This is a genomic window from Streptomyces sp. NPDC001153 (assembly GCF_053598315.1).
This window is the reverse complement of sequence record NZ_JBSFJZ010000135.1, coordinates 1-1,412: the sequence shown is the minus strand read 5'-3', so window position 1 is coordinate 1,412 and position 1,412 is coordinate 1. Positions and strand designations below refer to the sequence as shown.

At 71.0% G+C, this 1,412-nt stretch carries 1 protein-coding gene; it reads right to left on the bottom strand.

Going from position 1 to position 1,412, the window contains the following annotated elements; all coding sequences use genetic code 11:
• Nucleotides 1–1,412 (bottom strand): acyltransferase domain-containing protein (locus tag ACWDEN_RS48095; RefSeq protein WP_450864471.1); only part of this gene is annotated, 1,412 nt, incomplete at both ends.

The window sequence follows — 1,412 nt, the reverse complement described above, 5'->3', positions numbered from 1 at the left end:
GCCGGGTGCACCCCGAAACCCTCGACACCCGTCTCCTCCGGCAGAGCCACCTCGGCATAGATCTCCTCGGCCGAACCGGCACCGGAGCGCCAGGCTGCCGTCAAGCCCTGGAACACCGGCCCGTACTCCAGACCCGCCTCCGCCAAGCCGTCGTACAGACCTTCGACATCCACCGCCTCCGCACCCGCCGGCGGCCACTGAACCAAGTCGAACGCGGGCTCGGACGCGGCGGCGGACAGGATGCCCGTCGCGTGCAGGGTCCACTGGACCTCGTCATCGTCGTCCGTACGCGTGTACAGGCGCACCGCCCGGCGCGCACCGGAGTCGTCCGGCTCGTCGACGACGACGTGCACCACGGCACCGCCGTTCTCCGGCAGCACCAGGGGCGCCTGGAGGGTGAGTTCGTCCAGCCGTTCGCAGCCGACCCGGTTGCCGGCCGCCAGCGCCAGCTCCACCAGGCCGGTGCCCGGGAACAGCACGGTGCCGCCGACGGCGTGATCCGCCAGCCACGGCTGCGACGCCGTCGACAACCGGCCCGTCAGCACCACACCGTCGCTGTCGGGCAGGGTCACCGCGGCGCCGAGCAGGGCGTGTCCGGCGGGATCCAGCCCGGCCTGGGACAGCCCGCCCAATTCGGCGGCCACCCAGGACTCGGCCAGGTAGTCCAGGGTGTGGAACCAGTACCGTTGCCGCTGGAAGGCGTAGGTGGGCAGGTCGACGCGGCGGGCTCCGGTGCCCGCGTAGAACGCCGCCCAGTCGACCTTCCCACCGTGCACGGCGATCCGGGCCACGGCGGACACCAGCTCACGCGCTTCATCACGGTCACGACGCAAGGCCGGGACGAAGACACCCTCGGCACTCTGCTGGCCCATCGCCGTCAGCACGGCGTCGGGGCCGAGTTCGAGGTAGGTGGTCACACCCTTCTCGGCCAGCACCTCCACCGCGTCCGCGAACCGGACCGCCTCACGGACATGGCGGACCCAGTACTCCGGGTCGGACAGGTCGTCGGTGACCAGAGCACCGGCCAGGGTCGACACGATCGGGATGCTCGGCGCGCCGTACTCCAACTCACTTGCTATAGCCCGGAATTCGTCGAGCATCGGGTCCATCAGCGGGGAGTGGAAGGCGTGCGAGACCTTCAGACGGGTGGTCTTACGGCCCTCCGCCTCGAAGTGCGCCTTGATCCGCAGCGCCTCCGCCTCCACACCGGAAACCACCACCGCCTGCGGACCGTTGACCGCCGCGATACCGATCCCGTCGGCGAGCAGGGGGCGTACCTCGTCTTCGGTGGCCTGGACGGCGACCATCGCGCCGCCTTCCGGCAGCGCCTGCATCAAACGGCCACGAGCCACGACCAGCTTCGCCGCATCCGCCAGGGACAGCACCCCGGCCACATGCGCGGCGGCGAACTC